At 70.2% G+C, this 13,996-nt stretch carries 11 protein-coding genes; 5 read left to right on the top strand and 6 right to left on the bottom strand.

Annotated elements, in window-relative coordinates; translation table 11 throughout:
* The first annotated feature begins 31 nt into the window (after nt 1-31).
* Complete coding sequence (locus ACH4D5_RS32225; RefSeq protein ID WP_398309370.1) at nt 32-1,417, top strand: 8-oxoguanine deaminase; 1,386 nt, start codon at nt 32-34, stop codon at nt 1,415-1,417.
* A gap of 346 nt (nt 1,418-1,763) precedes the next feature.
* Nucleotides 1,764-3,113, top strand: a complete 1,350-nt coding sequence (locus ACH4D5_RS32220) for a nucleobase:cation symporter-2 family protein (RefSeq protein ID WP_398309703.1) — start codon at nt 1,764-1,766, stop codon at nt 3,111-3,113.
* Nucleotides 3,114-3,198: 85 nt separating this feature from the next.
* Here ACH4D5_RS32220 and ACH4D5_RS32215 read toward each other — a convergent pair whose 3' ends face one another.
* The 3 genes from ACH4D5_RS32215 to ACH4D5_RS32205 form a co-directional block, all read right to left on the bottom strand.
* Complete coding sequence (locus tag ACH4D5_RS32215; protein WP_398309367.1) at nt 3,199-4,137, bottom strand: hypothetical protein; 939 nt, start codon at nt 4,135-4,137, stop codon at nt 3,199-3,201.
* 138 nt (nt 4,138-4,275) lie between these two features.
* The gene (locus tag ACH4D5_RS32210) at nt 4,276-5,223 is read right to left on the bottom strand and encodes a hypothetical protein (RefSeq protein ID WP_398309365.1); all 948 of its coding nucleotides are present in this window, start codon (nt 5,221-5,223) and stop codon (nt 4,276-4,278) included.
* 162 nt (nt 5,224-5,385) lie between these two features.
* Nucleotides 5,386-6,231 (bottom strand): chitosanase, encoded by an 846-nt coding sequence (locus tag ACH4D5_RS32205; protein ID WP_398309362.1) that lies wholly within the window; start codon nt 6,229-6,231, stop codon nt 5,386-5,388.
* Nucleotides 6,232-6,479: 248 nt separating this feature from the next.
* Here ACH4D5_RS32205 and ACH4D5_RS32200 point away from each other — a divergent pair, with 248 nt between their 5' ends.
* The gene (locus tag ACH4D5_RS32200) at nt 6,480-7,127 is read left to right on the top strand and encodes a DUF4360 domain-containing protein (RefSeq protein WP_398309359.1); all 648 of its coding nucleotides are present in this window, start codon (nt 6,480-6,482) and stop codon (nt 7,125-7,127) included.
* 152 nt (nt 7,128-7,279) lie between these two features.
* On the opposite strand, the gene ACH4D5_RS32195 is transcribed toward ACH4D5_RS32200, so the two are convergent.
* Nucleotides 7,280-9,499: an alpha-N-acetylglucosaminidase gene (locus ACH4D5_RS32195; protein ID WP_398309700.1), complete on the bottom strand. Its 2,220-nt coding sequence runs from the start codon at nt 9,497-9,499 to the stop codon at nt 7,280-7,282.
* 424 nt (nt 9,500-9,923) lie between these two features.
* Between ACH4D5_RS32195 and proP the strand changes: the two genes are divergently transcribed.
* The gene (gene proP / locus ACH4D5_RS32190; protein ID WP_398309356.1) at nt 9,924-11,393 is read left to right on the top strand and encodes a glycine betaine/L-proline transporter ProP; all 1,470 of its coding nucleotides are present in this window, start codon (nt 9,924-9,926) and stop codon (nt 11,391-11,393) included.
* A gap of 169 nt (nt 11,394-11,562) precedes the next feature.
* Complete coding sequence (locus tag ACH4D5_RS32185) at nt 11,563-12,885, top strand: phytase (RefSeq protein WP_398309353.1); 1,323 nt, start codon at nt 11,563-11,565, stop codon at nt 12,883-12,885.
* Here ACH4D5_RS32185 and ACH4D5_RS32180 read toward each other — a convergent pair.
* The gene (locus ACH4D5_RS32180; RefSeq protein ID WP_398309350.1) at nt 12,863-13,060 is read right to left on the bottom strand and encodes a DUF397 domain-containing protein; all 198 of its coding nucleotides are present in this window, start codon (nt 13,058-13,060) and stop codon (nt 12,863-12,865) included. The genes ACH4D5_RS32185 and ACH4D5_RS32180 overlap by 23 nt on opposite strands.
* Nucleotides 13,057-13,896, bottom strand: a complete 840-nt coding sequence (locus ACH4D5_RS32175; RefSeq protein ID WP_398309347.1) for a Scr1 family TA system antitoxin-like transcriptional regulator — start codon at nt 13,894-13,896, stop codon at nt 13,057-13,059. The genes ACH4D5_RS32180 and ACH4D5_RS32175 overlap by 4 nt, the downstream gene beginning before the upstream one ends.
* Between the last annotated feature and the right edge of the window lie 100 nt (nt 13,897-13,996).

Raw genomic sequence — 13,996 nt, 5'->3', positions numbered from 1 at the left:
CCATCGCCACTCACGAATTGAAGGAAGCACCATGGCAGCTTCTTCGGCAGACCGCATTGTCATCGAGAACGCCGCGATCGCGACCGTCGACGCCCAGGACACCGAGTACGCCTCGGGGTACATCGTCGTCGCGGGGAACAGGATCGAGTCCATCGGCGCGGGCAAGGCGCCCGAGGGCCTGGAGAACGTCGTACGCCGCATCGACGCCACCGGCCACCTCGTCACCCCCGGCCTGATCAACACCCACCACCACTTCTACCAGTGGATCACCCGAGGCCTGGCCACCGACCACAACCTGTTCAACTGGCTGGTCGCGCTCTACCCGACGTGGGCCCGCATCGACGAGCAGATGACGTACGCGGCCGCCCAGGGCTCCCTCGGCATGATGGCCCGCGGCGGCGTCACCACCGCCATGGACCACCACTACGTCTTCCCCAAGGGCTCCGGCGACCTCTCCGGGTCGATCATCCGCGCCGCCTCCGAGATGGGCGTCCGCTTCACCCTGGCCCGCGGCTCCATGGACCGCAGCGAGAAGGACGGCGGCCTGCCCCCGGACTTCGCCGTCGAGACCCTGGAGGGCGCGCTCGCCGCCACCGAGGAGACCGTCAGGAAGCACCACGACGCCTCCTTCGACGCGATGACGCAGGTCGCCGTCGCACCCTGCTCGCCGTTCTCCGTGTCGACCGAACTCATGAAGCAGGGCGCCGAGTTGGCGCGCGGTCTCGGCGTACGCCTGCACACCCACGGCAGCGAGACGGTCGAGGAGGAGAAGTTCTGCCACGAGCTCTTCGGCATGGGCCCCACCGACTACTTCGAGTCGACCGGCTGGCTCGGTGACGACGTGTGGATGGCGCACTGCGTCCACATGAACGACTCCGACATCGCCGCGTTCGCCCGCACCGGCACGGGCGTCGCCCACTGCCCCTCCTCCAACGCCCGCCTCGCCGCCGGCATCGCCCGCGTCCCCGACATGCTGAAGGCGGGCGTCCCCGTCGGCCTCGGCGTCGACGGCACCGCGTCCAACGAGTCCGGCGAACTCCACACCGAGCTGCGCAACGCCCTCCTCATCAACCGCCTCGGCGCCCACCGCGAGGCCGCCCTGAACGCCCGTCAGGCGCTGCGCCTCGGCACCTACGGCGGCGCGCAGGTCCTCGGCCGCGCCACGCAGATCGGCTCCCTGGAGGCCGGCAAGCTCGCCGACCTGGTGCTCTGGAAGATCGACGGAATCGGGCACGCGTCGATCGCCGACCCGGTGACCGCCATCGTCTTCGGCGCGGCCGCACCGGTCACCCTCTCCCTCGTCAACGGCAAGCCGGTCGTCGAGAACGGCCGCCTGCTCCACGCCGACGAGGACGCCATCGCCCGCTCCACGCGGGAGGAGGCACAGCGTCTCGCGCGGATCGCCGCCGGGAGCTGACCCCCGAGAACTCCGGTCAGGGGGGACGGCCCCTGACCGGACTTGAGCAGCCGAGCGGGCTGCTCAAGTGCCGCCCCGGAACGCGGCCCAAAGCTTCGCGTTCCCGGGGCGGTCAGTACTACCTGGGCGCATCACCCACAACCGCATACCGAGCAAGTCCTTGCACCACGCACCACCCCCCACCTCCCAGAAGCGAAAAGTGCCGGCGCTCAGCCGGGACCGGAAAACAACCGGAGGAGCCACAGTGGCCACTCAGCCCAGGTTCACCAAGCAAGGCACCACCCCGGACCCCGACACCGACGAGGGGTCCATACACCCCGTCGACGAGAAGCTCCCCGCGCTCAAGATGGCCACGACCGGTCTCCAGCACGTGGCGGCCATGTACGCGGGAGTCGTCGCCCCGCCGCTCATCGTGGGCGCCGCCATCGGCCTCTCCGCCAAGGAACTCACCTTCCTCACCGGCGCCTGTCTCTTCACCGCGGGCCTCGCGACCTTCCTGCAGACCCTCGGCGTCTGGAAGATCGGCGCCCGGCTGCCCTTCGTCAACGGCGTAACCTTCGCCGGTGTCGCGCCCATGCTCGCGGTCGTCGACTCGACCAAGGACAAGGACGACGCCCTGCCGATCATCTTCGGCGCGGTGATCGTCGCGGGTGTGCTCGGCTTCATCGCCGCCCCGTTCTTCTCGAAGATGATCCGCTTCTTCCCGCCGGTCGTGACCGGCACGGTCATCACCCTCATCGGCATCTCGCTGATGCCGGTCGCCTTCGGCTGGGCGCAGGGGCCCGTCCCCGGCGCCGACGACTACGGCTCGATGAAGAACCTGGGCCTCGCCGGCATCACGCTCGTCATCGTCCTGCTCCTGCGCCGCTTCACCACCGGCTTCGTCAAGCAGATCGCGGTCCTGCTCGGTCTGGTCATCGGCACGCTCGTCGCGATCCCCTTCGGCGTCACGGACTTCGGCCCGGTCGGCGACGCGGACATCGTGGGCTTCCCGACACCGTTCCACTTCGGCGCCCCGCAGTTCGCGGCCGCCGCCATCGTCTCGCTCTGCGTCGTCATGGTGGTCTCCATGACGGAGTCGACGGCCGACATGCTCGCCCTCGGTGAGATCGTGGACCGCCCCGCCGACGAGAAGACCATCGCGGCGGGTCTGCGCGCGGACTGCCTCGGCTCGGCGGTCAGCCCGCTCTTCAACGGCTTCATGTGCAGCGCCTTCGCGCAGAACATCGGCCTGGTCGCGATGACGAAGATCCGCAGCCGGTTCGTGGTCGCCGCGGGCGGCGGCTTCCTCGTCCTGATGGGTCTCTGCCCGATCGCCGCCTCGCTGATCGCGGTCGTGCCGCGCCCGGTGCTCGGCGGCGCGGGCGTGGTCCTCTTCGGCTCGGTCGCGGCGAGCGGCATCCAGACGCTGGTCAAGGCCAACCTGGAGAAGGACAACAACGTCCTGATCGTGGCGGTCTCGCTGGCCGTCGGTCTCATCCCGATCGCGGCGCCGGAGTTCTACCACGCGTTCCCGGAGACCGCGAAGATCATCCTCGACTCGGGCATCTCGACGGGCTGTGTGGCGGCCGTGCTCCTGAACCTGGTCTTCAACCACATCGGCAAGGGCCGCGACGAGGACGACGTGACGGCGCCGATGGAGCCGGGCGGGGAGATAGCCCAGTCGCGCGTGCCGGGCCAGGCGGTGGCGCACTGAGCCACCGGTTACGCACTCCGTCCACCGGCCGCCGCGGCGGCTCGCTCGCCCCTCGCGCGGTCAGACGCGCGCGAGGGGCCGCCGCTCAGCTGAGGTCCATCGCGTTCGGGTCCGCCGCAGGACCCGCCGCGGCGCCCGCGGCGTCGGTGACGACCTTGATGACGTTGCCGTTCTTGTCGCACAGCTCCGCGCGGACGACGTAACCGGCCTGGATGCCCTTCCAGAAGATGACTTCCTGCTGCTGGGCGAAGGCCGTGGTCCCCAGCGTGTCCACCAGGTCGATGCCGCCGGGCGCGTTGATGACGTAGCGCCAGCCGCTTCCGTCGGGCTGCCGCGCCCAGTCCGGCACGTAGCCGCCCGGAGAACGGGTGGCGCTGACGAAACCGGTCCGCTGCAGCAGCTTCTGATAGTGCCGGAGGCTGGCGGGCAGCTTCTCGTTCCAGGGCTTGAACCCCTTGCCGAGGATCTGGTCGGGCGTCCTGCCGTCCCACCGGTACAGGGGCTCGTTGTCCTTGCGGTAGCGCAGCGGGGGCACGGCCCGCCCCTGCTTCCTGTCGTCGCGCATCGACTTCACCTTGCCGGGGTCGATGCCGTACGTGCTCTCGCCGAAGCCCGCCGCGGGCTGGGGAGTCGGCGTGGTGGCACGCGGATACTTGTCCCGCTCCGCCATGAACGACGGGAAGTCGTACTCGCCCGCCTCCGAGTCGGCGCCCCCGTCCGACAGCTCCTCGGCGTCGGAGAAGTCCAGCCGGTCGATGTCCATGGCGTCCTGGTCGACCGCGCGCTGCACAACGGCCTGCTCAGCCTGCTGGTGACCGCATCCTGCGCCGTGCTGGTGCCGCTCCTGTTCCGCGGCTTGCCCGGCCCCGCGCAGCATCTGTACGACGGCGGCGTTGCCCGCCCTTCCCTGGAGGGCGAGGAGCCGCTGGAGCGGGGCGTCGGCGGCGTCCGCCGTCGCGGGTCTGCGGGCCGCGGTCCGCGCCTTCGCGGCGTCGTGCTTTCCGGCGTGGTCGTGTTCGTGCAAGGGGGGCTCCTCGGTCACAGAGCCACCAAGCATCGCCGGTCGACGGCCCGCCGGGCCAGGAACCGGAGGGCAGCCTCGGGGGCAGCCTGCGAGGTCCATGAGGACTTGCTCACGCCGCCCCGATACCGGTCCTCGCGGCTACTTCCCGCACAGCGCGGCGGAGTCGACGTACCCGCCCGCGTTCTCGTCGTCCGTGCCGAGCACCGCGTCCCGGGAACCCGGCACGCATTCGATCGCCTCGATCTTGTGGCCCTTGAACTTCCGCAGCACGTCAGGGTTTTTGGCGACGGTGAGACGCACCTTGCCGGACCGGTCCACCGAGAGTGTGCCCGCGTCCATGACGGCCGAGTCGAAGGGGCCGCCGTCGCCCGCGTCGGAGGCCGAGCTGATCCGGAGGCGGCCCGCCGCGGTCACGGAGATGTCCGATGCGTGGCGGACGTTGCCGGTCGGGTAGGGCGCGCGGAGGCGGGCCGTCGTGACCGGGCCGAAGTCGGACTCGCCGTACTGGTTGAAGGAGAAGGGCGCCGCGTGCAGCGTCGCGGGGCGGCCCTTGCCGGCGCCCCGGTCGGCCCAGATCGCCGCCAGCTTCCCGTGCCGCGAGGTCAGCGCGAAGCTCTCGTAGTCGTCGCCGTCGGCTATGGCGGGGAGGGGAGAGGTGTCCAGGACCGCGGCTTCGCCTCCCGTCACCTTCAGGTGGTAGACGAGGCCGCGGCTGGCCAGGGCCACGTACTCGTCGGAGGTGCCGGGCACCGCCTCGATCGCCTCCAGGTCTATGGGCTCGGCGGTGCCGGTCCAGGTGAGGGGCTCGACGGCGGCGGAGCGGCCGGGGCGGTAGGTGAGGGCGGCGACGCGGTTCTGGCCGGGCTTCTTGTTGTCGCGGACGACGAGCGAGTGCGTCGGGCCGTCCGCCCGGCCGCTGAGGGCGAGGCCGCTGATGCCCGAGGTGATGCTGTCACCGGCTCGCTGCCAGCCGCCGGGGGCCGAGGGCGCCGAGGGCACCGGGGTCGCGGCCGCGGGGGCGAGTGCGGTGAGCGCGGCGACGGCGGTGGTGGCCGCGGTGGCGAGCACGGTCGTACGGAGGAACATGGGGATCTTTCACCTCGGTGCAGGATGACGCGCGTAGACGGGGAGTTGGCCGGGACCGTACCCACGTCGGCCTGGTGGAGGCAAGAGGTGCGCGTGAGGAGGTGGCAGCCGGGGAGGGCCGACTGCCACCGCTCAGGCACGGGACTGCTGACCTGTTACGGGTCAGCCGATGTGGTACGGGTCCCCATAGACCTTCCAGTCCAGCGGCGGGTCCAGGTTGAGGTTCCGCTTCTTCAGGAAGACCCGCTGCGCGGTGTCGACCCGGCTGGTGTCCTCGTGGGCCTCCTCCTGCTTCATCGCCCAGACCCGCGCGTCGAGGAACGCGTTCAGATACGTCACCTCGTCGCCGCCCTGGGCCGGCGGCTTGGCCGAACGCAGCGCGCGCTTGCGGATGTTGCGGAAGCTGGTGGAGTCGCTGCCGTCGCCGTGCATGACGATCGCGTCGTAGTAACAGAACTGGCCGAGGACGCCGACGCCGTCCGCCTTGCCCTGCTTGACCGCCGGGTTGAAGTAGACGCGGTCGCGCTCGTCGTCCTGTGCCTTGCGGAAGGCCGCGTCCGTGTCGGCGGCCCGCTCCCAGTCGCGGGTGAAGTTCGGGTCGAGGCCCTCGTGCGAGTCGGTGCCGTCGACCCTGCGCAGCGCGGGCAGGTACTTGGCGAGGACGTTGCCCGGCTTGCGCTGGGTGTAGAGCTCGACGAGGTCGAGCATGTCGCCGGTGCCGGAGCAGAAGCCGATGATGCCCGCCGTGTAGCCGCGGCCGTCGTCGATGTCCTCGATGTAGCGGTACTGCTTCTTCCACTCCAGCGAGGAGTTCTCCGCGCTGCAGACGATCTGCATCGCGATCTCCTTCTTCGCCGGGTCGTCCAGCCCGCCGGCCGCGACCAGGAGCGAGCCCGGGGCCGCGCCCGCCGACTGGGAGGCGAGGAGCGGACCCGCCACGGCCGCGGCGCCGACGAAGGCGAGCAGCGTGCGGCGGGAGGTGAGGGGACGTATGTGGGGGGTCTCCATGAGGGCCTCCAGATAAGGGAGTTCACCGTACGGATCGGGGGACTGCTTCGTTCCGCGTACTGTTAGGAAGGTTTCCTACCAGAGATTCGCCATGACGTATACCCGTCAAACGCGGGGGAGTGGGCGACCGCCGAATGGCCGGACATCGCTCTGTCCGCGGAACCCACCCGTCCGTACGCTCCCCTCGCTCACGCAATCCGCTCCAGGCACTTCTCCAACCCCCCTCCTCGGCAATGGAACGGAGAATCATGGCCGGTGCACTGCTGCTGGGCGGCGCCCTCGTGGCGTTGTTCGGTTCGACGCTCCCCGCGCAGGACACGACCGCGATCCAGGACCCGCCGCCCGACAAGATCGTGATCGAGGTCGCCACGGTGAACGGCTCGGGCTGTCCCCTCGGCACCGCGGCCGTCGCGGTCTCCGAGGACAACACGGCCTTCACCGTGACCTACAGCGACTACCTCGCCCGGGTGGGCGGCGGCGCGGACCCCACCGCGTTCCGCAAGAACTGCCAGCTCAACCTCGTCGTGCACGTCCCGCAGGGCTTCACGTACGCGATCGCCAGTGCGGACTATCGCGGCTATGCCTCCCTCCAGCCGGGCGCCAAGGGCACGGAGAAGGCCTCGTACTACTTCCAAGGCTCGCCCCAGACGGCGTCCATCAGCCATGAGTTCAAGGGCGCCTACCACGACAACTGGCAGGCCACGGACACGACGGACTGGGCGCAGCTCGTCTGGGCGCCGTGCGGTCAGCGGCGGAACTTCAACATCAACACGGAGTTGCGTGTGGACGCGGGGACGTCCGATCCCGCGAAGTCCAGCTTCATGACGATGGACTCCACGGACGGGGACATCAGCACGGTGTACCACATGGCGTGGAAGGAGTGTCCCCGCGCTTGAGTCTTGGGCTGCGGGTGTGATGTGGCTGAGCGCGCAGTTCCCCGCGCCCCTGGGGAAGCCTGCGTGAGCGCCCCGTCAGGGGCGCGGGGAACTGCGCGACCAGCCACATCACACCCGCAGTGCCGCGAAACACAGCACCCCCCCGGGGGCCCCTAGGGCGCCCCCAGCCGGGCCCGCACCTGTGCGGCGATCTCATACACGTCCCCCGTGGGACGAACCCGCAGCGGCCCGGGTTCGCGAATCCACGCCTCCTCGACCGCGAACCAGTCGATCTTCTCGGGGACACGGTTCTCGGAGAGCGCGGAGCGCAGCTCCGTGAAGTACCGCTCCCAGCGCAACCGGTACAGCCCCCCGACGAGCCCCGCCCACTCGCGGTTGGCGTAGTCGCGCAGCCCGGCGTCGGCGCCGGAGCGGGTGCCCCACACCGTCAGCAGGGAGAGCTGGTCGTACGCGAGCCGGTCCCGTTCCGCCGTGTCGGCGCCCCACGCGCGGGCATCCGCGACCCAACGGCCCAGCAGATGCCGGGAGTCGGTGGCGAGGAGCCGGTCGAGCAGGTCCATGTGCCCGAGCCACTCGCGGGTCAGCCGGTCGAAGAGGCCGGTGTCCCCGGCGTCGTACGCCTTCTTGATGCGCGGCAGCAGGACGCGGCTGCGGTTGGAGAGGGCCTGCCGGGCGACGTCGAGGAGGTCGTACCGGTACGCGGAGGACCGCCGCAACCCGGCCCGCACCCGCAGGAGTTCGCCGAGGGCGGGCTCGAAGTCCTCCGGCGCGTAACGCATCGCCTTGGGCGACCAGGCCGCCGCCGACTTCGCCGCGAGGTCGGGCCGCGCCCCGAAGAGGCCGTCGGCGCCCTCGGCCCACCGGTCGGCGCGGGTCGTGCCGTAGGCGGTGCGGCGCAGCACGTCCCAGGCGGCTTCGGCGTGCCGGTCGGCGCCTCCGTACCGGACGGTGGACCACTCGGCGAACCACGATTTCAGGTCCAGATCTCCCTCGCGCCACGCCAGTTCGGAGAAGAGCTCGAAAGCGGCGGGGTTGTTGTCGGCGGCCTCCGGCATGAGCGAGATGCCGCGCAGGGTGCTGCCCTCCCGGGTGCGCCACTCCTCGTACAGCTCGGCCCAGTCGGGGGTGTTGGCGCCGAGTGTCGTGTGGCCGCCGAAGTTCCAGATGGAGCCGAAGGTGTAGGGCGTGGCGCCCCAGTCGGCCTCGCGGTCGGTGATGTTCGGGAAGCGGTCGGAGAGGCCGTCGACGACGAGCATCCGCTGTTTGTCGACAGCGTCGGTGATGGCCTTCGGAGGATTGTGCTGCCAGCCGAGGATCACCCAGGTGGCGCCGGAGTGTGCGGTCCGCAGGGCCTTCTCGACACCCCTGGCGGCCTCGCCGACGGGTACGTCGCCGGACTTTCCGCCCTCGTGGAGCAGGTCCATCTTGTACATCGTCGACGGGCCGAACAGCTCGTCCTGCGCGCGGTAGAACGCGGCGGCGACGCGCGCGAAGTGGCCGGTGCGCGGATCCAGCCAGTCCGGTCGAGCGAAGCCCACCCAGTCGCCCTGCGGGACGGTTCTCGCACCCGGGTTCTTCTTCTCGAAGCCGGGCGGCACGGTCCCGAAGTAGCCCGGCAGGACGGGCGTCATGCCCAGGTCCCTGAGGCGGTCGCAGATGCGGCGGCCCAGGCGGGCGCGGGCGTCGAGCAGCTGCCGGGAGACCGGGTGCGGGAACGACGACATGTTCTGCAGGAGCCACCACGGCTGGTGGGCGGGGGCCGGCACCCAGGCACGCAGCTCGACGTCCGAGTACCCGAACTCCTGGAAGGCGCGGTGGTAGACGGCGCCCGCACCCGCGTACACGAGGACTTCGTTGTATCCGTGCAGCGCGAGCACGTCGATCTCGCGCTCCCAGTACGCCCAGTCGTGGTACGCGCCCGTGTAGCCGTCGTTGGTGTCGTTCAGGACGAAGCGGTGCGGGATGTTGGCCGCGCGCTTGAGGGGCGCGGCGGGTGCGGGAAGCTGCTTCGGCAGGTGATCGGTGCGGCTGCCCGCCCAGGTGATGTTGGCGTGCGTGACGTGCTTCAAGTAATGCCGCAGACCGGCGAGTTGGGTGGCGGGGCTGGTGCCGGTGACGGTGATGCGGCCGTGGCGCCCGGTCACCTGGAAGGAGTCCTCGGCGCCCGCCTTCCTCGGCACGGTCCTGAAGGTGAGTTGGTCCGAGTGGCGGGGGAGCAGGCGCCGGGCGGCCTCGGCGGCGGCGGTCCGGCGCGCGCCACGCGCGTCGTCGGTGGGGGTGGCGCCGCCCGCGGGCGAGCCGGAACAGGCGACGGCGGCGACACCGGCCGTGCCGGCGAGACCGGCGAGGAAGGTGCGGCGGTGGAGGGGCAGCGGCATTCGGACTCCGTCGGTCGGTCGGGCGGTCGGGCAGGGGTGGGTGCGCAGTGCGGGACGGTGCGATGGGGCGCGGCGCCGAGGGGTCTCTTTCCCCGGCAGCCCTGGGCTCAACGGGAGCGGCGGCACCTGAATGCCCCCGCCGTGTGTCCCTGTCCCCGAAGGTCCCCGAAGGTCCCTGCCATGATCTCCGGCGTCGTGGTCCCGTTCGTCGACCGGCGGCTCGAAGCGCACGGGCTCACCCGGAAGGACGTGGGTTCGGCGTCCGTCTCGCTCAAACGGGACCGAAGTCCCTTCTCGGCGGGACGTGGGGCCCCCGGCGCGAGGACCATCGGCGGGCACTCGCGCCCTCACGGCTTGGCAATGTTGATCGACGACCGATCCCCGTGCCGAGAGTGCAGACAGAGAGAGTGACAACCCCGTGAGCGCGCCCGAAGCCCCCGAAACACCGGCACCGCCCGCCCCCGAGGCGGTGGCGCGGCACCGCGCGCTCTTCCGGGCGATCCACCGCCGCAAGCACCCCCGCCTGCGCCGGTCGGACATCACCGTCACCGAGGAGGCCCAGGTCAAGCGCGCGGTGAAGGCGACCGCGCTGGGCAACGCCATGGAGTGGTACGACTTCGGCGTCTACGCCTATCTCGCCGTCATCATCGGCAAGGAGTTCTTCCCCTCCGGGAACGACACCGCGCAGACCCTCTCCTCCCTGGCGACCTTCGCCGCCGCCTTCCTTGTGCGCCCCATCGGCGGCATGTTCTTCGGCCCGCTCGGCGACAGGGTCGGCCGCAAGAAGATCCTCGCGCTCACCATGATCATGATGTCGACGGCGACGCTGGCGATCGGCCTGATCCCGAGCTACGCCTCGATCGGCGTCTGGGCGCCGGTCCTCCTCGTCCTCTGCCGCATGGTGCAGGGCTTCTCCACGGGCGGCGAGTACGGGGGTGCCGCGACCTTCATCGCCGAGTACGCGCCCGACAAGCGCCGCGGTTTCTGGGGCTCCTTCCTTGAGTTCGGCACCCTCATCGGCTACACGGTCGCCGCGGTGCTCGTCACCACGCTGACCGTGGTGCTCAGCGACGACGCGATGCAGTCGTGGGGCTGGCGCGTCCCGTTCATGGTGGCGGCGCCGCTCGGCCTGATCGGCCTCTACCTGCGGATGAAGCTCGACGAGTCGCCCGCCTTCCAGAAGATGGAGGAGGGCGAAGGGCCCGCGGCCGAACGCCAGAAGAAGTCCTTCAGGGAGTCCTTCTTCGGCCAGTGGCGCGCGATGCTGCTCTGCATCGCGCTGGTCGCGGCGTTCAACGTCACCGACTACATGCTGCTGTCGTACATGCCGACCTATCTCACCCAGCTCGGCTTCGGCGAGACCGGCGGCCTGCTGTCCATCGTCGTGGTGATGCTGATCCTGATGGCCCTCATCAACTCCGTGGGCCGGCTCTCCGACCGCATCGGCCGCAAGCCGGTCCTGATGACGGGCTCGGTCGGCTTCTTCGTCCTCGCCCTGCCCGCGTTCCTCCTCATCAAGCAGGGCGGCACGCCGGCGGTCTTCACGGGCCTGCTGATCCTCGGCCTCGCCCTGGTCTGCTACCTCGGCGTCATGTCGTCGTCGCTCCCGGCCCTCTTCCCGACGGACGTCCGCTACGGCTCCCTGTCCATCGGCTTCAACATCTCGGTCTCGCTCTTCGGCGGTACGACCCCGCTGGTCGTCGCGGCCCTGATCGGCGCCACCGGCAACGACCTGATGCCCGCGTTCTACACGATGCTCGCCGGACTCGTCGGCATCGTCGCGGTGGCCGCGATGAAGGAGACGGCCCGCAAGCCGCTGGAGGGTTCGCCGCCGTCGGTGGCGACGGACGAGGAGGCGCAGGAGCTGGTGGAGTCCCAACGCGGCTGAGCCGCCCCAGGGTTGATGATGGGGCCCCAGAGTTGGCGGGTCCCCATCACGGTTCACGCTGTGTACATTCTGGCGGGGTGTTACCGGACGCCCGGCGTATGCCGGAGCGACACGGAGAAGCCCCAGTCTCACGCAAGATCCGTCCGTTCCCGGAACGAGGAGACATCGCGTGACCAGACACTGTCCGACCCGTCGAACGCGCCGAACACGCCGGACGATCGGCTCGGCCGCTCTCGCCCTGGCGACCGTCCTGGCGGCCACGGCGGCGACCACCGCCACCGCCGCCGACCCGCTGCCCGCCGTCACGCCCCGCGCCGAGACCCCCGTCCTCCACGACGACGACGCGGGCGGCAACGCCGACGCCGACGACCCGGCGATCTGGCGCGACGCCGCGAACCCGGCACGCAGCCTCGTGATAGCCACCGCCAAGGAGGGCGGGCTGCGCGCCTACGACCTCGACGCGCACCCCCTCCAGTCCATCGCCGCCCCGCCACCCGCGGGACCTGACGACGCGCCGGGCCGCTTCAACAACGTCGACCTCGTGCACGGCCTGAAGCTTTCCACCGGCTCCGCCGACCTCGCCGTCACCAGCGACCGTGGCCACGACCGGCTGCGCTTCTACCGCATTGACCGCGACCGCCCCGGCGGCCCGCTCACCGATGTCACGGACCCCGCCGCCCCGCCCGTGTTCTCCGCCGACCAGGACGAGATCAACGAGCAGAGCACCGCATACGGCCTCGCGACCTGGCAGGACAGGACCACCGGCCGCTCGTACGCCCTGGTCAGCCGGCGGGAGCGCACCAGCGTCGCCCTCCTCGAACTCACCCCCGGCCAGGGCGGCAAGGTCTCGTACCGCAAGGTCCGCACGCTGGACCTGCCGACCTCGTTCCGGCTGCCGAACGGCACCTCGTGGGCGCCGTGCGGCGAGCCCGGTGAACTCCCGCAGGTCGAGGGCATGGTCGTCGACCCGGCCAACGGCACGCTGTACGCCGGCCAGGAGGACGTCGGCATCTGGCGGATGCGCGCCGACCTGACGGGCACGCCCAAGCTGGTCGACAAGGTCCGCGAGTACGGCGTCCCCGGCGTCTACGACGAGGAGACCGAGGAGTGCACCGCGGGCGCCGACCCCGGCTACGGCGGCAAGCGGATCTCGGCCGACGTCGAGGGCCTCACCCTCGTCAAGGAGACCGACGGCGACGGCTACCTCCTCGCCTCCAGCCAGGGCGACAACACATTCGCCGCGTACGACCGCGAGCTGAGCGACAACAACGAGTACGAGGGCGGCTTCCGGGTCACCCCGGCGGGCGGCACGCTCGACGGCTCCGAGGAGTGCGACGGCGCGGCCGCGCTGAACGAGCCGCTCGGCCCGAAGTACCCGAACGGCCTCCTGGTCGTCCAGGACGGCCACGACGCCCCTGGCGACGGTGACCGCCCCGCCACGAACTTCAAGTTCGTCGACCTCGGCAAGGTCATGGAGAGTCTGGACGACTGACGTACGTCACGAACTGCGCCCAAGCGCCCGGTTCCAGGGCGAGTCGCGGGCCCTCGGGGCGCTTGGAGTCGCGGACGTGGATGGTGGTGGGGCAGGGGGCGACTTCTATGCAGTCGCCATCGCCGCTGCTGCTGTAGCTGCTCTTGAACCAGACCAGTTCGGTCGCAATCATCATGCTCCTCGCATCCGCTGCAGCAGGCTCGCCGACTCTGCAAGGGGCAGAGCCTGTGAGCGCATCCTGGCATATCGCGTTTGGAGCACGCTGATCTCTTTCGGGTCAGAGATGAACTGACCGTACCGCTGCCCCTCGTTGTAAGCGAACCATCGGTTGTCCGGGGTTTCCAGCAACTGCACAGGACCTGCCAGCCCTGCATGGCTTCCACTCGTCAGCGGCATGATCTGGATCTCGATGTTCCGGCGCTCGGCGAGGTCGAGAACGTGCTGGATGAGTTCCTGGCTGACCTCTACCCCGCCCACGCAGCGCAGGAACAAGTGCTCTTCGAGGATGAAGCTGTATCCGGTGTTCGGGCGCTCCGTGAGGAGCCTTTGCCGCTCGATCCGTGCCGCCAGCTGATTCTCCACCTGTTCGTCGTCCAACGGTGGGAGTTGGTCGACGAAGAGGGCCCCAGCGTACGACTGAGTCTGCAAGAGCCCCGGGATCAAGCGGCATTCGTACGTGTAGAGGTTGAGCGCCTCCTGCTCCAGCTGGGCCCACTTACGGAACCAAGACGCCAGCCCCCGTTGCCGCGACAGCTGATTCGCGGCAAGCCGCAGTGTCCCGAACGCGTCCAGCGTCGCCTCGCACTGGTCGATGAACCGGGACGGCGGAAAGCGTCTGCCCTGCTCGATGGAGGCCAGGAAGTGGACCGAGTAGCCGATTTCCCGGGCCAGGGACTCCTGTGTGTACCCGGCGCGTTTGCGGAAGCTCTTCAGGACCGCGCCGAAGGCCCTGAGCCCATCGGTCGGTTCGGGCTCATTACTGCCCTGCGTACTTGACGACATCACGGGCATCCCCTGACGCTCGTTTACCGGTCCCCGCTGAACGCACCCATGGTCACGTTGGGTTACCCGTACTGTCCACTGTTCGTACTCGTACAGTTACGCACCGTAC

Origin of the sequence: Streptomyces sp. NPDC018029 (genome assembly GCF_044327655.1) — a bacterium.
Taxonomy (GTDB): Bacteria; Actinomycetota; Actinomycetes; order Streptomycetales; family Streptomycetaceae; genus Streptomyces.
The sequence above is the reverse complement of the archived record's forward strand: the minus strand, read 5'-3'. Positions and strand labels throughout refer to the sequence as shown.

Excerpts from the sequence above, each read along its gene's own strand:
- ACH4D5_RS32220 (WP_398309703.1), top strand. The coding sequence starts at position 1,764 with ATGGCCACGACCGGTCTCCAGCACGTGGCGGCCATGTACGCGGGAGTC.
- ACH4D5_RS32175 (WP_398309347.1), bottom strand. The coding sequence starts at position 13,896 with ATGCCCGTGATGTCGTCAAGTACGCAGGGCAGTAATGAGCCCGAACCG.
- ACH4D5_RS32225 (WP_398309370.1), top strand. The coding sequence starts at position 32 with ATGGCAGCTTCTTCGGCAGACCGCATTGTCATCGAGAACGCCGCGATC.
- ACH4D5_RS32180 (WP_398309350.1), bottom strand. The coding sequence starts at position 13,060 with ATGATGATTGCGACCGAACTGGTCTGGTTCAAGAGCAGCTACAGCAGC.
- ACH4D5_RS32205 (WP_398309362.1), bottom strand. The coding sequence starts at position 6,231 with ATGGAGACCCCCCACATACGTCCCCTCACCTCCCGCCGCACGCTGCTC.
- ACH4D5_RS32200 (WP_398309359.1), top strand. The coding sequence starts at position 6,480 with ATGGCCGGTGCACTGCTGCTGGGCGGCGCCCTCGTGGCGTTGTTCGGT.
- ACH4D5_RS32210 (WP_398309365.1), bottom strand. The coding sequence starts at position 5,223 with ATGTTCCTCCGTACGACCGTGCTCGCCACCGCGGCCACCACCGCCGTC.